Genomic DNA, 15,852 nt, shown 5'->3' on the forward strand with positions numbered 1-15,852 from the left:
AAAATAACATTGTCATATAACAAGGGGGATTCGTTTGATGGAAAAAGAGCATCTTGCTAAAGTAGATTTAACGAAAAAAATTGAATCAAAATCTAAGTACAATAAGAAACTTGAAAAATATCAAATGCGCTTATTGGCACTACAGCAAATATTAAAAGAAGAGAAAATAGCCGTTATGATGGTTATGGAAGGTTGGGATGCGGCAGGTAAAGGCGGAGCAATTAAGCGAGTGACTGAACATCTTGATCCGCGTGGATTCCAAGTAAATCCAATTGGGGCGCCTGCTCCTCATGAAAAACGGTATCATTATTTACAACGTTTTTGGCGGAAACTTCCTCAGTACGGGCAAATTACTATATTCGACCGTTCATGGTATGGGCGTGTATTAGTTGAACGTGTTGAAGGCTTTGCTACAAACGAAGAGTGGACGAGAGCGTATGATGAAATTAATGATTTCGAAAAACTATTAACAGATGATCATTACATAATAGGAAAGTTTTTCTATCATATTAGTAAAGATGAGCAGTTAAAGAGATTTACAGAAAGAGAGAACAACCCTCTTAAAAGGTGGAAAATTACAGATGAAGACTGGCGAAATCGTGAAAAATGGGATGAGTATGTCGAAGCAATAGAAGACATGTTTGAAAATACAAATAAGCCGAATGCAAAATGGCATATTATCGCGAGTAATGATAAATTATACGCCCGTTTGAAAACATTGAAAGTAATTATTTCATTAATTGAGGATTATTTCTTAGAGCATAATATAGAATTACCTTCTTATTATAATGAAATAAAAGAAGGAAAGAAAAAGAAAATTGAATCTGTGCAAGATGCAGGAGTCAAATAGTAAAAAGGTTTGTATAGGAAATATGAAGGGAAGCTGTCTTGTAATTTGGTTTTACCAAATTACAAGACAGCTTTTTAGTTGGAAGTATTTTATATATTTATATAAAGCGAGTGTACCAATTATTTTAGTTTGTGCTGTAGTAAGTTTGTTGTTTTAGGAAGGGGAAGCTTTAAGAAAGAGTAGTAGGGGAATAGGCTAAATATGAATCGCATTTTAATTATGGAACGTTAGCTGTCAAAAAAATTTATAGAATTATTTTGGGAACTCCTCGGTAATGGGCGAAACGTAAACCGTGGAGTTCTTTATTTTGTGATTATAGGCATATGTATCACTGTCATTAAGTATTTGCTTTCATTCATTATCCGTCAAGATCAAGTTTTCGAAGTTTAGAAAGATAAACTGAATAATATTAATAAGATGTATAATTGTTTTTTACATGTCATGAATGGGCACGTATCAAGTTCAAATAACGGATGCATAATATTATTTTCATAGGATTTTAAATATATTTTTCAAAGGGGTGTTCTTTAAATGTTTATAAAACCTATAAATTTAGCGATTCGATTTTTTCTAGAATTATGTGCTCTTGCATCACTATGTTACTGGGGCTTTCAATTTTGGGAAAGTGTATATGTGAAATTTATTTTTGGCATTGGCTCACCACTACTTTTTGCGACAATATGGGGGGTTTTTATTGCACCTAAAGCATCATTAAAACTGCCAGAACCATATAGGTTTATGTTGGAAATCATATTGTTTGGAGTTACCTCAGTTGCTCTATATGTTGTTGATCAAATAACCTTAGCTATTATTCTTGGAATGGTATTTGTAATAAATCGCACTTTAATCATTATTTGGAAACAATAATTTTTTTGCTAAGTTTCTCCACGAAAGGAACTTAGCATTATTTAAGGTGTAGGAGTAACGAAATATGGATAAATTTAAGCGCTTTAAATTTTGGGATTTTGTTGTTCTATAGTACATTAACAAGAGGTATTAGTTTCATAGGGAGGGTGAGGAAATGATAGATACAGCAGATGCTTTAATAAGTAAGCGTATGTATACAGAAGAAGAGCAACAAAAATTATATAAACGAACGTTAATAATCGTAAGTATTTCACAAATGTTTGGCGGAGCGGGATTAGCTGCTGGTATTACAGTAGGTGCACTTCTTGCACAGCAAATGCTTGGGACGGATGCGTATGCAGGATTACCGGCTGCTATGTTTACAATGGGATCTGCGGTAGCGGCTTTCTTTGTTGGGAAGTTATCGCAAAAATATGGTCGCCGAATAGGACTTGCAACAGGGTTTATAGTAGGGGGACTAGGGGCTATTGGAGTTGTATTGGCTGCGTTAACAAATAGTATTATTCTTTTACTAGTTTCTTTACTCATATACGGTGCAGGTACAGCGACGAATCTACAAGCTCGTTATGCTGGTACCGATTTAGCAGATAAGAAGCAGCGAGCAACTGCTATTAGTATTACGATGGTTATGACGACTTTTGGTGCGGTAGCTGGTCCGAATTTAGTAGGTGTAATGGGGGATTTTGCCCATTCAATTGGAATTCCTAACCTTGCTGGTCCGTTCATATTATCAGCAGCGGCATTTATACTTGCGGGTCTTGTACTTTTTGTTATGCTTCGTCCAGATCCGTTAATTATTGCTAACATAATAGAAACATATAAACAAGAACATACATATAAAGGGCAACCAGTAACAGAAGAAATGATAGAAAATAAACGTGGTGTTACTGTTGGAGCAATCGTAATGATACTTACTCAAATAGTGATGGTTGCGATTATGACGATGACGCCAGTTCATATGGGGCATCATGGTCATGGTTTAAGTGCAATAGGGCTTGTAATTGGTTTTCATGTAGGTGCAATGTATCTTCCGTCTCTCGTTACAGGAATGTTAATTGATAAAATCGGCCGAACTACGATGAGTATAGCTGGTGGAGTGATTTTACTAGCGGCGGGTGTCATAGCTGCGATAGCGCCGAGTGATTCTTTACTATTATTAATTGTTGCTCTGTCTTTACTTGGGTTAGGGTGGAACCTCGGTTTAATAAGTGGTACAGCTCAAATTGTTGATGCAACTATACCTTCTACACGTGCAAAAACACAAGGGAAAATAGATGTTTTTATTGCGTTAGCCGGAGCTTCTGGTGGAGCGATGTCAGGTATGGTAGTAGCTAATTCAAGTTATGCGGCATTATCATTAGCGGGAGGGGCTGTAGCCTTACTGCTTATTCCAGTTGTGATATGGTCTCGGACAGGTAAATAAAATTCAGATAAAAGAAGCGGCGTTCAAAGGGAGATAATCAATCTTTGAATGCCGCTTTTTTGTGATCAACTAATAGTCTAACTGGAATCGTTGATATAATTTCATTTACCGTAATGTTAGTTGTATAAAAGGAAATTTCAGTTTAAATCCCACTCCACAATAAGCCCTAAATGCATACATCCATCGCCAAATCCCTACAGTAAAAGTGTATCTCCATTATTTAATTTTCCTTCTTTTCTAAATCGTTATTAGATAATATTTGATCTGGAACATAAGTACCAATTGCAGTAATACGAGATTGAGAATTCATAAGAACATCTCCTAACTTATTTTTTATAATCTGATACTAATATTAGATCGTAAAAATATTGATAAAGATTTTCTGTTTAATAAAATTAATATATTTTAATAAACGGAAAGGGATTTGAGGAGTGATATCCAAATAATATACGGAAAGCTTCTAAATTTGATAATGAAGGGGTTTGAGATTCTTGAAAAGAATCGTATATGTATTGTCTCTTGTTTTAATTTGTAGCTTTACTTATTTTATTTTACCAGAGAAATCTTATGCTTGTGATTGTACTAAAGCATCACCAGAAGAGAGGTTACAACAAAATGATGTAGTGTTTGAAGGTAAGGTATTAGAAGTTCAAGAGAAGGACGGAAGAATGAAAACATTATTTGAAGTGAAGAAAATTTGGAAAGGGACAAGTTCTTCGCAAATTATTATATATACAAGCAGTAGTAGTAGTTGTGCGTTTCGTTTTGCAGAGGGAGGAGAGTACCTAGTGTTCACTTCTCATAGAGGAGAAGTGAAACTGTTGGAGACATCTAGCTGCAGTGGAACGAAGAGATTAGATGAGGCAGAGATAGAGAAAATGGCTTTACGTCATATTGCAAAAGAGTCTGTTCCGACGAAGAAAGTGGATTTAAAAGATGAAATGGTAAGCGGTTTAAGTTGGTGGCAAGTAACTATCATTTCTATAGGTGTGTTATTGTTAATTGCTGTTGTTATTTTTATTGTGAGAAGAACTCGCAAAAAATGACGATTAAAGTAAAAATATAAAGATTTTCTTTCGGTTTCTATAGGTGGTTTAATCTTGTGAAAGCGAATTACTTATGCTACACTTTATGTAACTTAAAATGAACGGAGGGGCTTCCTTTGATCTTAATCAGATTACGTCTCAATACTTTGTGCCGATAATTGAATAGCGCTCAAAGGCTCTGTCTGTGTACAGAGTGAACGGGATTGGTCTGCCTATTTTAAAGGAACCCTTTATTAAGCTTATATGTGAAAAAGAGGGAGGGACGAATACGCCCTCTTTTTGTTTTGCCTTTATAAATAGAATGGGATAGTATAGGTGAACACTTGTTGGATACGTATACTATCTTGGGACTTTTTGACCATGTATAGGACGAAAGCACTGCTTTCTTCTATTTCTTTGGTGAACCCTTATCCGTTTACAAAAACACAGGCAGTGACCTGTGTTTTTTATTTTGCGTAATCGAAATGGAGGAATAAATATATGGAAGAATTATTACAAAGAGCAATATTAGTTGGAGTAAATTTAGGTAAGGAAGCTGATTTTGCATATTCGATGGAAGAGTTAGCAAATCTTACGGAAGCTTGTGATGTGGAAGTAATCGGTCAAGTGACGCAAAATTTACAACGAGTAAATCCGTCGCATTATATTGGAAAAGGGAAGATTGAAGAAGTAGCAGCGTATGTGAAAGAAGCAGATGCAAATATGGTCATCTTTAATGACGAATTATCTCCTTCACAAATTCGAAATTTAGAAGAGGATTTAGATTGTAAAGTAATTGATCGTACCATTTTAATTTTGGATATTTTTGCGCAGCGTGCGAAAACGAAAGAAGCGCAGTTGCAAGTAGAAGTGGCCCATCTTCAGTACATGATGCCTCGCTTAATCGGTCTTCGTGAATCGTTAGGAAGACAGAGCGGGGGAGTTGGCACGAAAAATAAAGGTGTCGGTGAGAAGAAGTTGGAATTAGACCGTCGTAAAATTGAAGAACAAATTGCAGCTCTAAATAAAGAATTAGAGGCACTTGTTGCACAGCGTCAAACGCAGCGTAAACAACGTAAGAAAAATGAAATGCCAGTTGTATCATTAGTAGGATATACGAATGCAGGTAAATCAACGATAATGAATACAATGCTTGAAATTTTTAATGGTACTGTAGAAAAACAAGTATTTGAAAAAGATATGTTATTTGCGACGTTAGAGACATCTGTACGAAATATTGATTTGCCGGATAATAAATCATTTTTATTAACGGATACTGTTGGATTTGTAAGTAAATTACCGCATCATCTTGTGAAAGCCTTCCGTTCAACGCTAGAGGAAGTGGCAGAAGCGGATTTACTCATTCACGTTGTAGATTACTCAAATCCCAATTATGAGCAATTAATTGATATTACAAATGAAACGTTAAAGAAAATTGGCGTGGAAAATATCCCAACGATTTATGCATACAACAAATCAGATTTGGTAGATGTTGAAATTCCGAAAGTGCAAGAAGATCGCGTTTATCTATCTGCGAAGAAACATGTTGGAATTGAAGAGCTTGTAGAAGTAGTTCGTTCACACATTTATAAAGAGTATACGAAGTGTGAAATGTTAATTCCGTATGATCAAGGGCAGGTAGTTTCGTATTTCAACAATCATGCACACGTTTTATCTACGAGTTATGAAAACGAAGGTACGAAAATGGCACTAGAATGTAAGACGAGTGATTATGAGAAATATAAGCGTTTTTCTATTTAATAAAAAAAGGCGATCCTAATATGTTTTAGGATCGTCTTTTTCTTCATATTTGCAAGCCTTCCTTTCGTCCTGCCTTAGTATAAAAGAAAATACAAAGAGTTCATATGAATAAATCCGACAAAGCACATAGAAAAAATATGTTTTTTTAGAAGTTGAATTTCTGGAAAAAGAAATGAAACCAGTATAGAATAGAAATGTTTCAAAACTCAGAATTTATTTTGAATAAAGTCTAAATTTATTACACTAACTGTAATAAATATATATTTTGTACAGGAAGGAGAAATACACATATGCAGGCAGTTTCACAAAAAAATACAGTAGAAACACCGACAATATATCGAATATTATTTGCGATTAGTTTCGGACATTTTTTGAATGATTCGATGCAAGCAGTTGTGCCAGCGTTGTTTCCTATTTTGGAAAAAACGATGAATTTATCCTATATGCAAGTAGGGTGGATTGCGTTTGCGTTAAATATGACGTCATCGATTATGCAGCCGGTTTTTGGGATGTATTCAGATAAGAAGCCGTCACCATTTTTATTACCGCTCGGTATGTTTTCGAGTATGCTTGGGATGATTGGACTTGCATTTGCACCGAACTTTATAGTTGTTATTATTTCTGTTTTATTTATTGGATTAGGTTCCGCGGTCTTTCATCCGGAGGGCGCTCGTGTTGCTTACATGGCAGCCGGTGCAAAACGAGGTTTAGCACAAGCGATTTATCAAGTGGGGGGAAATACAGGGAATTCTCTAGCACCTATTTTTACAGCATTAATTTTCGTTCCGCTCGGTCAAATTGGTTCTTTAGGTTTTACAGCCTTTGCAGCAGTTGGAATTGTATTACTAATTTTCGTATCAAATTGGTATAAAAATGAATTAGCCACTGGTGCTGTAAGAAGGAAAAAGAGGGCTGCACTTGAGGCTGAAAATGCGATTGTAAGTACGCATATTAAATTTGTTATTATACTTCTTGTTTTTCTAACATTCGTACGTTCTTGGTACGGTGCTGGTATCGGGAATTTCTATCAATTTTATTTAATAGAGCATTACGGTTTATCTATAAAAAATGCACAGTATTTCGTCTTCGCTTTTATGATTGCTGGTGTATTAGGTACTTTCTTTGGTGGTCCGCTAGCGGATCGATTCGGTAAGAAAAAGATTATTGTCTTTTCGATGCTCGGTTCAGCGCCGCTTGCACTATTGTTACCTCACGTTTCTCTTATGTGGGTTGTACCGTTATTTTTATGCATTGGATTTATTAGCTCTAGTAGTTTTAGTGTAATCGTTGTATATGCACAAGAACTTGTTCCAGGGAAAGTTGGGATGGTATCAGGGTTAATTGTTGGCCTTGCGTTTGGTCTTGGAGCATTAGGTGCTGTAGTCCTTGGAAAATTAGCTGATATGTATAGTCTTCAATTTATTATGCTATTATGTAGTGGTTTACCATTAATTGGACTTACTTCATTGTTACTGCCGAATGATAAGAAAACGATAGAATAGGGGATGCGCTATGAAATTATGTGAAAATGTTACAGAATTAATAGGAGATACACCTGTCGTCCGATTATCTAAATTTATTCCAGAGGACGCAGCGGATGTGTATGTAAAACTGGAAATGTTTAATCCGTCACGCAGTGTGAAAGATCGTGCAGCCTATAACTTAATTCATATTGCCGAGGAACACGGTCTCATTAAGCCAGGTGATACAATTATTGAACCGACAAGTGGAAATACAGGAATTGGCTTAGCGATGAATGCAGCTGCTAAAGGATATAAAGCTATTTTAATTATGCCAGATAATATGTCCAAAGAGCGTATTAATTTATTGAAAGCATACGGCGCAGAAGTAGTTTTAACACCAGCAGAACAAAGAATGCCAGGAGCAATTGCGAAGGCGGTAGAGTTACAAAAAGAAATTCCAAATAGTTTTATTCCGCAGCAATTTGAAAACCCAGCAAATCCGAATATTCATCGTTATACGACTGCACTTGAAATTTATGAACAAATGGATGGAGAACTTGATGCATTTGTAGCAACCGCAGGAACAGGCGGAACAATTACAGGGACCGGTGAAACGTTAAAAGAGAAACTACCAAACTTATATATTGTCGTAGTAGAACCGAAAGGATCACCAGTGTTATCTGGTGGTGTTCCAGGCCCTCATAAACTAGTCGGAACAAGCCCAGGGTTTATTCCCAAAAACTTAAATACAGAAGTGTATAACGAAATTATGCAAATTGCAGATGAAGAGGCATTAACTACAATGAGGAACTTGGCAAGACAAGAAGGATTACTAGTAGGGCCATCTTCAGGAGCTTCTGTTTACGCAGCAATAATGATAGCGAAGCGTTTAGGTGCTGGTAAAAAAGTTTTATGTATTGCACCTGATACAGGTGAGCGTTATTTGAGTATGGGGCTATTTGAATAAAAGTGATAGAAGCACCTTAATAGTAAGGATGAAAATCCGCTATTAAGGTGTTTCTTTTAGAAAAATAGATAATGGGTGAGTGGGGAGAATGACAATGAAGCTATTGAAACCAACATACGAATATAGCGAACAAATTATGGAGTATAGGCAGGCATTTTTACATGCAGGAGAACAACCACACGGCAGTAGCTCTTTACAAAATTTTGATTCACTAGATGAATGGTTTGAAAAAGTGAGTATACAAGAAGTAGGAGAAAACTTACAAGCAAATCGAGTGCCATCTAGTCAGTTTTTAAGTTTTGAAAAAGGAGAACTTATCGGTTTTGTGAATATTAGACATCGATTAAATCCAGAATTATTGCTGGAAAGCGGTCATATCGGTTATAGTATCCATCCGAATAAACGTCGCCTAGGTTACGCGACAAAACAATTGAAACTTGCATTAAGTGAAGCGCAAAAGTTAGGGTTGAAGAAAGTGCTAATAACTTGTGATAAAGCTAATATTGGTTCGGCTAAAACGATTCAAAAGGTTGGCGGTGTGCTAGAAAATGAAGTAGTTTCTTCTAATTCTGGCGAAATTGTTCAGCGTTATTGGGTAGAAATATGATTTAGTGGAAATTTGAAAAGGTAATATAATGTTTAATATCGAAATAGATAAATGAAAAGGAAGGGGAGTACTGCAGTTTTAGGGGGAAATGCAATGGGATTAAAAGAGAAAGCGATAGAGATGTCGGAGATTTATAGGCAAAACCAGAAAGTCGAAGCTATTATTTTAGCAGGATCTGTAGCGAGAAAGTTAGAAGATGAACATTCAGATATTGAATTACATATTTTATGGTCAGAACCACCAGAGGATGAAGAGCGTCTAGGTCCAATTAATAATATTGGTGGAACGATTTTGTCATATCATCCTTACGAGGACGAAGAATGGTCGGAAACGTATTTGACGAAAGAAGGAATTAAACTAGAGATTAGTAACTTTTTAACATTGACAGTAGAAAAAATTATTTCAGAAGTTATAGAGCAGTATGATATAAATTATGAGAAACAATGTATTGTATCATCGGTTCATGATGGTGTGAGTTTGTATGGAGAAGTAAAAGTACATGCTCTAAAAGATAGAGTTGAAGCATATCCAGAAGAACTGGCGAAAAGGATGATTTCAGAAAAACTTTGGTTTAGTAATCGTTGGCATAATCGAGAGGCGCTTTTAAAACGGAAAGATTGGCTTATGCTTTATGATGTTATTTGTGAAGTACAAAGGGATTTATTCGGTGTTTTATTCGGTTTGAATAGAATGTACGTGCACCATCCTGCATTTAAATGGATGGCTTATAATGTAGAGCGTATGAATATTAAACCTGAAAATCTATATGAGCGTATGGCGAATACGCTGATAGGGGAACCAGAGTATAGTGTACAGGAGTTAGAAGTGTTGATCGAAGAGGTATTACATTTAGTAGAACAATATGCCCCAAAATTAAATATTGCTGAACAACAAAAGCGCATTCAATATGCGAAGTAAAAAAACAAGAGATATAACAACGCGTTACATCTCTTGTTTTTTTATTTTACTAACTTTCCTAATACAGGTAATCGTTGAATCCTATCACCGAGAATATGCGAAGCAAGTCCACTCGTTAATACGAATAAAAGATAAACAAGTCCTCCTGCTGCGGCGCATATAAACACAATGATCAGTGATTCTACATAAGATTGTCCAGGAATAATCCAGCTTATAATTGCTCTTAATGCAATTACAACAGCAGACATTGCTGCGGAGTAAATCGTAATAAGAAATACTGTTTTTGCTGTTTCGCCAATTTTAAATTTCGCAAACTTAACGATGCAGTACAACATAATAATATTTGAAACGAGATATCCAAGAATTGTTCCAAGTACAGCACCATGTCCACCGAATAAATGTAAGAGCGGTGTGTTCACCACAATTTTAACGAGAATACCGGCTGAGAATGCAATCATTGTTTTTCTTTGATAATCAATTCCTTGTAATATAGCGGCTGAAACTGTGAAAATTGCACTTAATACAGCAGAAGGTGCAAATGAAATTAAATATTGTGATCCACCAAGTGCAATTTCAGGATTTACATAAACCATGCGGAATGCATCGTAAGCGATACTAGCAAGACCGAATGCGGCTGGGATAGTGAAGAATAACAACACTTGAAATATCTTTGAAATTTGTCCTTGTAATTCATCTAGCTTCCCGCTTGTAAATGATTTCGTTATAGCCGGAATAATTGTTAATGAGAATCCAGTTGCAAGTGAAGCCGGAATCATAATTAACTTTTGGGCATAGTTCGTTATATAAGCGAAAACTGCATTCGCGGTTTCTAAAGGTTCTCCCATTGCTCTAAGGACATCAGCTACGGTATATTGATCTACTAACGTATAGAGCGGGATTGCAATGCCTACAAATACAATTGGAATTGCATAACGTAGTAATTCCATATAAATACTTCTTAACGGAATGTTTGATGATCTCGTTTTCAGCTCACCTTCAGGAGGTTTTAATCCATTATATTTTTTCCAGTACATCATTAAAATAGAGACGCTTGCAAGTGCCCCGATAACAGCACCAAATGTAGCAACTGCAACAGAAGAAGCTACTGAACCTCCTAATAGTTTTGAGACGATAAAACTACCAACTAAAATGAAAACGACACGTGCGATTTGTTCTACGACTTGAGAAACAGCACTTGGTTTCATATGTTGAAAACCTTGGAAATAACCACGTGTAACACTCATAGCTGGTACGATAATAAGCGCGAAGCTTAATGCTCGCATTGTAAGTGTTACGTCTGCGATAAATTGTGGATCTGGTGTTTTCGAGCGAATAATAAATTGTGATATGTACGGTGCTCCAATAAATAAAGTTAAAAATCCTAAAAAGCCCATAAACATCATTAATTTTACGCTCGAGTTATACAATTTTTTACTTGTACTATAATCACCAAGTGCATTATGTTTTGCAACAAATTTTGAGACGGCAATAGGAATACCAGCTGTTGAAAAGCTTAATAAAATACCGTACCAAGAGTATGCGTATCCATATAAAGCGACCCCTTGCGTTCCAACTAATAATTGAAAGGGGAAAAAGTATATAAAACCTAAAATTCGTGAAATCATTGTTGCACCACTTAATAAAGCGGTACCTTTTAAAACTTTTGAAGTAGACAAAATTCTTTCCTCCTACTCGTGCTGTCTTGCATTTATCGTATACTACTATAAACCTGCTAGAGAAGTTAATACAGTATAAACCATAAATGTTCTAATACTATTCATACAAAAGTCATATTTTGAATTTTTAAATAGAATGTAATGCATAAAATTTCAAAATATAAGTTGACACTATTTTTAATGTATGATAAAAATGATAGTAATCAATTCGGAAAATAATATTTGGGCAATGAAAGGGTATAGTAGTGAAAATCTCCCTATTTCAGAGAGCTGATGGTTGGTGTGAATCAGTATATAGATTATTCATGAAGTTCGTCCTGGAGCATCTTTCATAAATCTCACATTATGAGGAAATGAAAGACGGTAGTTTATACCGTTATCAAATAAAGTGGTGAAGATTGTTTCACAACTAGGGTGGTACCGCGATATTTATCGTCCCTACGTATTTACGTAGGGACGTTTTTTATTTAGGTCCTAATTTTGGTGTGGCTTCATAACTAGGGTGGTACCGCGATATTTTATCGTCCCTACGTATTTGCGTAGGGACGTTTTTTATTTAGGTCCTAACTTTGGTGTATCTTCACAACTAGGGTGGTACCGCGATATTTTTGTCGTCCCTACGTATTTACGTAGGGACGTTTTTTATTAGGGAGGAAGTGAACGTATTAGAAAAGAGTATGGATAGAACAATATAAATACCGGATTGTAAAACAGAAAAAGATAAAGAGAGGAGATTAACAAATGAATTCACAGCAATGGACATCGAAATTAGGTTTCGTATTAGCTGCAGCAGGTTCAGCGATTGGTCTTGGAGCGATTTGGAAGTTCCCGTATATGGCCGGAATTGGAGGAGGCGGCGCGTTCTTCCTTATTTTCATCGGTTTCACATTATTAATTGGTTTACCGCTATTATTAGCTGAATTCGTTATCGGAAGAAGTACACAAAAAGAGGCCGTTGATGCATATAGAGAAATCGCACCAAAAACATTATGGCCATGGTTAGGGAAGTTAGGGATTGTAACATGTTTCATATTACTTTCTTTCTACAGTGTTGTAGGAGGATGGATTATATTATACTTATGGAATGCAATTACAGGTAGACTATGGGAAGGAAATGGAGCATACGAAGCTACGTTTGGTGAAATCATTTCCAATCCGTATTTAGCAGTTGGATCACAGCTATTATTCATCCTTATTACTATTTTTATCGTAAGTAAAGGTGTACAAAATGGTGTTGAAAAAGTAAATAAATATTTCATGCCAGCATTATTCGTTTTATTCTTTGTATTAATTGTTCGTGCACTTACGTTAGATGGTGCTGGAGAAGGAGTTCGATTCTTCTTACAACCTGATTTCTCAAACGTAACATCAGAAATCATTTTATATGCAATGGGGCAATCGTTCTTTTCGTTATCTGTCGGGGTAGCCGTTATGGTAACGTATAGTTCGTACTTACCGAAAGAAGAAAGCTTACCACGTTCAGCATTTTCTATCGTAGCTTTAACGCTTGTGATTACATTACTTGCAGGGCTTGCAATTTTCCCAGTAGTGTTCGCATTTGGGATGGAACCATCTCAAGGACCAGGGCTATTATTTATCGTACTGCCAGCTATTTTCAGTAAAATGGCGTTCGGGAAGTTATTCTTCATTGTTTTCTTATTACTATTCTTCTTTGCTACTATTACATCAGCAATTTCGATGTTAGAAATTAGTGTTGCGTCTTTAACAACTAAAGGTAAAAGTAAAGGGAAACGTGAAAAAATGGCATTAATTGTTGGCTTGTTAATCTTTGTTGTAGGGGTTCCATCAGCCTTATCATTCGGTTTGTTAAGTGATGTGAAACCATTTGGGAAAACAATTTTTGATTTAGCAGACTATGCGGTTAGTAACATATTAATGCCGCTTGGTGTTTTATTAGTTTCCATCTTTGTTCCGTTGAAAATGAAGAAAGATGTATTAATGAAAGAGCTTGGTGTAAGTAAAAATAAAGGCTATAAACTATTCGTATTATGGTTATTCTTACTTCGCTATATTGCACCAATTGCGATTATTATCGTATTCCTAAATGTGCTTGGAATTATATAAAAGAAAGGTAGCGTATCGAGATATGATACGCTACCTTTTTATTTTGCTTTTTTTTGCAATTCGTTTACTGTCACGAATTGATAGCCCTTTTTAGATAAAGAGTCTAAAATACCTTCAATAGTTTGCAGATTTTCATTAGATTCATCGTACATAGGGTGCAATAAAATGATAGAACCTGGTTTTACATTTTTACTAACATATTCAATTTTATCAGCTGTAGATGTATAAAAAGTATCAGGTTCAAGGTCCCATGTGATTGTTTCGATATTGTTTTTATTTAAATAATAGGGCAGACCAATTAGCTTTTTACCGTTAGGTGGTCTAAAATCAATTTTATCTGTATATCCTGTTTGACGGATTATCGAGTTCGTTTTTTCTATTTCTTCTTTAATAAAAGAAGGAGTTTTGAAAACCATTCTGTTATGAGAGTATGTATGGTTTCCAATTTGGTGTCCAGATTGTACGATATCTTCTCCTAACGATAGGTTTTTCTCTAGTTCATTTCCGATTAAAAAGAAAGTAGCTTTTGCATTGTATGTATCTAGTAGTGGTAATATTTGTTTTACATTGTTCGTAGGGCCATCATCAAAAGTTAAAGCAATCACTTTTTCATTTGTTTCTACTCGGTTTGTTAAACCTCCAAACAATTGAAAACTTCTTGCGTTCATCAATTTGTATGTTCCGAATAATGCTACAGTAATAATGAATAATGTAACGATTGTAATGATTATATTCTTTTTCATAACGCAACCTCACTATACTTTTGGATTGGACTAAAAAGTATTATATCAAACTAAGTAACTTCGTGCTTTAAAAAGGATGTGGATGCAAGGGGAAGAAATTTATCATATAATAAAATGCAAAAGGTATATTAGGAGGTGTTTATATGGCGATTATAATTCAATTGCCAGACACTGCAGCGTCTCATGCAAAGCCAAGTATGGAAATGGCGATACTTTGCGTGGGGTAGACAAGTAATATACAATCGCCTAAATGAGCTCGTATCATTTTTTATATTTGGCTTTGCACCTTATTGAAATGAACCATAAAAAATAAGGGGCGAGCAGAAATGAAATACGTTAAAGCTGCGACGGTTTTACCAGAAAGTTTAATTGCTGAAATTCAAAAGTATATACAAGGTGAAACAATTTACATTCCAAAACAAGAAACAAAACATTATAAATGGGGTACACAATCTGGAGGAAGAAAACAACTAGATGAAAGAAACAAAGCTATTAAAGAAGCGTTTAAAAGTGGAATTTCCATTCATCAACTTGCGGAGGAGCATTTTCTTTCCGGAGAAACGATTAAAAAGATTGTGTATTCTAAATGAAAATAAAAGAGTCTAGTTCAATTATTAAATTGAACTAGACTCTTTTTGTTTTGTATCTATTGGATATGAATGGGCAAGATAATAGAAAAAATGTGCCGGCTTTTTACTAAATAGAATATAGAGCATTTGAGTGAAAAGCAGAAAGGTGAGCATATATGAATCATCTAGGACAAATAACGATAGAACTATTTTTTGGTTTTTTTGTGCTATTGATTGCTACTAAAATATTAGGGAAGACACAAATATCTCAGTTAACGCCATTTGATTTTATTTCTGCCATAGTTCTCGGAGAATTAGTAGGAAATACTATATATGATCCGGAAATAAAAGTATGGTCTATTTTATATGCAGTACTTGTATGGGTAGTGTTAATTTATACAATAGAAGTGATAACGCAAAAATTTAGGGGGACGAGAAGTTTTTTTGAAGGCTCTCCGTCAATCATTATCCGTAATGGATATATTGACCGGGAACAACTAAGTTCAAATCATTTGGATATTAATCAACTACAACAAATGCTAAGACAACAAAAAGATATATTTTCAATCCGAGAAGTTGAATATATGATTTTGGAACCTAATGGAAACATAAGTGTTCTGAAGAAAAGCAAATATGAATCTCCTACTATAAATGATTTAAGTTTAAAACATAAACCTGTATACTTACCGATTTCATTAATTAGTGATGGAAAAGTAGTGAAAGATAATTTGAGGGAAGCAGGTTTTGATGAAGGATGGCTTTATAAACAAATAAAGCAAAAAGGGATTACTAAATTTGAAGATGTATTATATGCAGAATGGAAAACAGATGATGGTTTCTTTTGTCAGGAAATGCCTCGGTAGAACATAGTCAGAGTATGTAATGTTCATTTCTAAGT

14 protein-coding genes, 1 pseudogene and 1 other annotated feature are annotated in these 15,852 nt (G+C 35.2%); of the genes and pseudogenes, 12 read left to right on the forward strand and 3 right to left on the reverse strand.

All coding sequences use genetic code 11. The annotated features are described in order from the left end of the window. The first annotated feature begins 37 nt into the window (after positions 1-37). The 3 genes from QCI77_RS09120 (at position 38) to QCI77_RS09130 (ending at position 3,140) form a co-directional block, all read left to right on the forward strand. Positions 38-850, forward strand: coding sequence for a polyphosphate kinase 2 family protein (locus QCI77_RS09120; RefSeq protein WP_016103118.1), 813 nt, complete (start codon positions 38-40; stop codon positions 848-850). A gap of 531 nt (positions 851-1,381) precedes the next feature. Beyond that, a complete protein-coding gene (locus tag QCI77_RS09125; protein ID WP_113769381.1) occupies positions 1,382-1,717 on the forward strand; it encodes a YrdB family protein in 336 nt (111 codons plus the stop codon). Between the two features lie 154 nt (positions 1,718-1,871). Beyond that, positions 1,872-3,140, forward strand: a complete 1,269-nt coding sequence (locus QCI77_RS09130) for an MFS transporter (protein ID WP_193652695.1) — start codon at positions 1,872-1,874, stop codon at positions 3,138-3,140. 232 nt (positions 3,141-3,372) lie between these two features. On the opposite strand, the pseudogene QCI77_RS09140 reads toward QCI77_RS09130, so the two are convergent. Beyond that, positions 3,373-3,450, reverse strand: a pseudogene (locus tag QCI77_RS09140) (3-oxoacyl-ACP synthase); the annotation flags it as partial. A gap of 181 nt (positions 3,451-3,631) precedes the next feature. Between QCI77_RS09140 and QCI77_RS09145 the strand changes: the two are divergent. The 6 genes from QCI77_RS09145 (at position 3,632) to QCI77_RS09170 (ending at position 9,881) form a co-directional block, all read left to right on the forward strand. Beyond that, a complete protein-coding gene (locus QCI77_RS09145) occupies positions 3,632-4,186 on the forward strand; it encodes a cobalamin biosynthesis protein CbiN (protein ID WP_353824793.1) in 555 nt (184 codons plus the stop codon). A gap of 480 nt (positions 4,187-4,666) precedes the next feature. After that, positions 4,667-5,926, forward strand: coding sequence for a GTPase HflX (hflX, locus tag QCI77_RS09150; protein ID WP_060751531.1), 1,260 nt, complete (start codon positions 4,667-4,669; stop codon positions 5,924-5,926). A 290-nt stretch (positions 5,927-6,216) separates the two neighbouring features. Continuing rightward, complete coding sequence (locus tag QCI77_RS09155) at positions 6,217-7,428, forward strand: MFS transporter (protein ID WP_002012170.1); 1,212 nt, start codon at positions 6,217-6,219, stop codon at positions 7,426-7,428. Between the two features lie 10 nt (positions 7,429-7,438). Next, the gene (gene cysK, locus QCI77_RS09160; RefSeq protein ID WP_353824794.1) at positions 7,439-8,356 is read left to right on the forward strand and encodes a cysteine synthase A; all 918 of its coding nucleotides are present in this window, start codon (positions 7,439-7,441) and stop codon (positions 8,354-8,356) included. A gap of 94 nt (positions 8,357-8,450) precedes the next feature. After that, positions 8,451-8,963, forward strand: a complete 513-nt coding sequence (locus tag QCI77_RS09165; protein ID WP_016103124.1) for a GNAT family N-acetyltransferase — start codon at positions 8,451-8,453, stop codon at positions 8,961-8,963. 93 nt (positions 8,964-9,056) lie between these two features. Further along, the gene (locus QCI77_RS09170) at positions 9,057-9,881 is read left to right on the forward strand and encodes a DUF4037 domain-containing protein (protein WP_353824795.1); all 825 of its coding nucleotides are present in this window, start codon (positions 9,057-9,059) and stop codon (positions 9,879-9,881) included. Between the two features lie 41 nt (positions 9,882-9,922). Here the strand turns inward: QCI77_RS09170 and QCI77_RS09175 are convergent, their stop codons facing one another. Then, positions 9,923-11,557, reverse strand: coding sequence for a putative polysaccharide biosynthesis protein (locus QCI77_RS09175; protein ID WP_353824796.1), 1,635 nt, complete (start codon positions 11,555-11,557; stop codon positions 9,923-9,925). 220 nt (positions 11,558-11,777) lie between these two features. After that, positions 11,778-12,000 (forward strand) — a binding site (T-box leader). Between the two features lie 298 nt (positions 12,001-12,298). Between QCI77_RS09175 and QCI77_RS09180 the strand changes: the two genes are divergently transcribed. Then, positions 12,299-13,642: a sodium-dependent transporter gene (locus QCI77_RS09180; protein ID WP_002012165.1), complete on the forward strand. Its 1,344-nt coding sequence runs from the start codon at positions 12,299-12,301 to the stop codon at positions 13,640-13,642. Between the two features lie 38 nt (positions 13,643-13,680). Here the strand turns inward: QCI77_RS09180 and QCI77_RS09185 are convergent, their stop codons facing one another. Beyond that, the gene (locus tag QCI77_RS09185; protein ID WP_016103126.1) at positions 13,681-14,385 is read right to left on the reverse strand and encodes a polysaccharide deacetylase family protein; all 705 of its coding nucleotides are present in this window, start codon (positions 14,383-14,385) and stop codon (positions 13,681-13,683) included. A 326-nt stretch (positions 14,386-14,711) separates the two neighbouring features. Here QCI77_RS09185 and QCI77_RS09190 point away from each other — a divergent pair, with 326 nt between their 5' ends. Together QCI77_RS09190 and QCI77_RS09195 are read left to right on the forward strand one after the other, a co-directional pair. Then, a complete protein-coding gene (locus QCI77_RS09190; RefSeq protein ID WP_002012161.1) occupies positions 14,712-14,975 on the forward strand; it encodes a CD3324 family protein in 264 nt (87 codons plus the stop codon). A gap of 155 nt (positions 14,976-15,130) precedes the next feature. Further along, positions 15,131-15,817, forward strand: a complete 687-nt coding sequence (locus QCI77_RS09195; protein ID WP_002126773.1) for a DUF421 domain-containing protein — start codon at positions 15,131-15,133, stop codon at positions 15,815-15,817. Positions 15,818-15,852 lie beyond the last annotated feature (35 nt).

This window comes from Bacillus cereus group sp. MG9 (assembly GCF_040459995.1).
Taxonomy (GTDB): domain Bacteria; phylum Bacillota; class Bacilli; order Bacillales; family Bacillaceae_G; genus Bacillus_A; species Bacillus_A mycoides.

Coding starts and splice junctions, on each gene's coding strand:
- cysK (WP_353824794.1), top strand. CDS start 7,439: ATGAAATTATGTGAAAATGTTACAGAATTAATAGGAGATACACCTGTC.
- QCI77_RS09120 (WP_016103118.1), top strand. CDS start 38: ATGGAAAAAGAGCATCTTGCTAAAGTAGATTTAACGAAAAAAATTGAA.
- QCI77_RS09170 (WP_353824795.1), top strand. CDS start 9,057: ATGGGATTAAAAGAGAAAGCGATAGAGATGTCGGAGATTTATAGGCAA.
- QCI77_RS09130 (WP_193652695.1), top strand. CDS start 1,872: ATGATAGATACAGCAGATGCTTTAATAAGTAAGCGTATGTATACAGAA.
- hflX (WP_060751531.1), top strand. CDS start 4,667: ATGGAAGAATTATTACAAAGAGCAATATTAGTTGGAGTAAATTTAGGT.
- QCI77_RS09195 (WP_002126773.1), top strand. CDS start 15,131: ATGAATCATCTAGGACAAATAACGATAGAACTATTTTTTGGTTTTTTT.
- QCI77_RS09180 (WP_002012165.1), top strand. CDS start 12,299: ATGAATTCACAGCAATGGACATCGAAATTAGGTTTCGTATTAGCTGCA.
- QCI77_RS09190 (WP_002012161.1), top strand. CDS start 14,712: ATGAAATACGTTAAAGCTGCGACGGTTTTACCAGAAAGTTTAATTGCT.
- QCI77_RS09155 (WP_002012170.1), top strand. CDS start 6,217: ATGCAGGCAGTTTCACAAAAAAATACAGTAGAAACACCGACAATATAT.
- QCI77_RS09125 (WP_113769381.1), top strand. CDS start 1,382: ATGTTTATAAAACCTATAAATTTAGCGATTCGATTTTTTCTAGAATTA.
- QCI77_RS09185 (WP_016103126.1), bottom strand. CDS start 14,385: ATGAAAAAGAATATAATCATTACAATCGTTACATTATTCATTATTACT.
- QCI77_RS09165 (WP_016103124.1), top strand. CDS start 8,451: ATGAAGCTATTGAAACCAACATACGAATATAGCGAACAAATTATGGAG.